Here is a 2,227-nt window from a genome sequence, read left to right as displayed (position 1 = left end):
TAGCCAACGGCGGCCGGGTGGCGGCATCGTGCTCGGCCGTGTTTCTGCTGCAGGCCGCCGGCGTGCTGGCGGGGCGGCGGGTCACGACGACGTGGTGGCTGGCGCCGGAGCTGGCGCGCCTCGCGACGGACACGCACGTCGACGCGACGCGCATCCTGTGCATCGATGGCCCCGTGCTCACCGCCGGTGCCGCGTTCGCCCAATCCGACCTGATGCTGCACCTGCTGCGTCAACGCTTTGGCGCGAAGCTGGCCGAAGGCGTGTCGCGCGTGTTGCTGCTGCACGAGCGTGCGCAGCAGGCGCAGTTCGTCATCCCGGCGATGCTGGCGAGCGGCGATGCGCTCGTGGCGCGGCTGACGCGGCGCGTCGAGGTGGCCTTGCCTGAGGTTCCTTCCGTAACCCGGCTCGCCGCGGAGCTGTGCATCTCCGAGCGCACGCTCGCCCGGCATGTGCGCCATGCGACCGGCATGGGCACGATCGACCTGATCCGCAGCATCCGCCTGCATCGCGCGCGCAGCCTGCTGCAGAACAGTCGCATGAGCGTCGAACAGGTCGCTGTCGCGGTCGGCTACCGCGACGCGACCGCGCTGCGGCGCCTCGTGCGCAAGGCAGCGGGAGTCACGCCCGGCAGGATGCGCGCCACGGTCGAACGGGATTGATTCCGCACACGAAAAAGGCCGCTTGCGCGGCCTTTTTCGTTGTTGCGTGGCGAAGACTCCGCTGCTTATTCGCCGTGCGCCTCGCCGACGAACTCGGTCACGCCACCGCGCAGCGTCTCGAAGTCGGCGTCGGACAGCGCGCCGGCCTTCTTGCGACGCTGCTTGTGGTACGCAAGACCGGTGCCCGCCGGGATGAGGCGGCCGACGATGACGTTCTCCTTGAGCCCGCGCAGCGTGTCGCGCGTGCCGCGCACTGCGGCTTCGGTGAGCACGCGCGTGGTCTCCTGGAACGAGGCCGCCGAGATGAACGACTCCGTCGCCAGCGATGCCTTGGTGATGCCGAGCAGCATCGGGTCGAACTCGGCCGGACGCTCGTCGCGTGCCTTGGCGCGAGCGTTCTCTTCGCCGACGCGCTTGCGGTCGCTCTGCTCGCCCTTGAGATAGCGCGTGTCGCCGGGGACGGTGATCTCGACCTTGCGCAGCATCTGGCGAATGATCGCTTCGATGTGCTTGTCGTTGATGCGCACGCCCTGCAGGCGGTACACGTCCTGGATTTCCTTGACCAGGTAGGCGGCCAGCGGCTCGACACCAAGCAGGCGCAGGATGTCGTGCGGATTCGGCTCGCCGTCGACGACGGTTTCGCCCTTCTCCACATGCTCGCCTTCGAAGACGATGACCTGGCGCCACTTCGGAATCAGTTCCTCGTGATCGTTGCCGTCGGCGTCCTTGATGATGAGGCGCTGCTTGCCCTTGGTGTCCTTGCCGAACGAGACCACGCCGGAGACTTCGGCGAGGATCGCCGGTTCCTTCGGCTTGCGTGCTTCGAACAGGTCGGCCACGCGCGGCAGACCACCGGTGATGTCGCGCGTCTTCGAGGTTTCCTGCGGGATACGCGCGACGACGTCGCCGACGCCCACTTCCGCGCCGTCCTGCAGCGAGATGATCGCTCCGGCCGGCAGGAAGTACTGCGCCGAGATGTCGGTGCCCGGCAGACGCAGCTCCTTGCCCTTCTTGTCTTCCAGACGCACGATCGGGCGCAGGTCCTTGGCCTGCGTACCGCGGCGCTTCGGATCGGTGACGACCGCCGACTCGAGGCCGGTCAGTTCGTCGGTCTGCGCCTGCACGGTGATGCCGTCGATGAAGTCGATAAAGCGCACCTTGCCCGCCACTTCCGTGACGATCGGATGGGTATGCGGATCCCAGTTCGCGATGGTCTGGCCGGCCTTGACCGCCGCGCCGTCCTTGACCGAAATCGTCGCGCCGTAGGGCACCTTGTAGCGCTCGCGCTCGCGGCCGTGCGCGTCCATGATCGAAAGCTCACCCGAACGCGACACGGCGACGAGGTGGCCCGCGCCGTGCTGCACGGTCTTGAGGTTGTTGAACTTGACCGAACCGGTGGTCTTCACCGAAACGTTGTCGACCGCCGCCGCACGCGAGGCCGCACCACCGATGTGGAACGTACGCATGGTCAGCTGCGTGCCCGGCTCACCGATCGACTGTGCGGCGATGACGCCGACCGCTTCGCCCTGGTTCACCAAGTGACCGCGCGCGAGGTCGCGACCGTAGCA

At 67.8% G+C, this 2,227-nt stretch carries 1 protein-coding gene and 1 pseudogene; one reads left to right on the top strand and one right to left on the bottom strand.

The genetic code is table 11. The features are described from left to right. Positions 1-659, top strand: a 659-nt coding sequence (locus tag VF497_RS13120) for a GlxA family transcriptional regulator (RefSeq protein WP_330889407.1), incomplete at its 5' end; no start/stop codon positions are given. A 65-nt stretch (positions 660-724) separates the two neighbouring features. Here VF497_RS13120 and VF497_RS13115 read toward each other — a convergent pair. Next, positions 725-2,227: pseudogene (locus VF497_RS13115) on the bottom strand (DNA-directed RNA polymerase subunit beta'); the annotation flags it as partial.

It is taken from the genome of Rudaea sp. (assembly GCF_036383415.1).
Lineage (GTDB): Bacteria > Pseudomonadota > Gammaproteobacteria > Xanthomonadales > Rhodanobacteraceae > Rudaea.
This window is presented reverse-complemented; position numbering and strand designations above follow the sequence as displayed.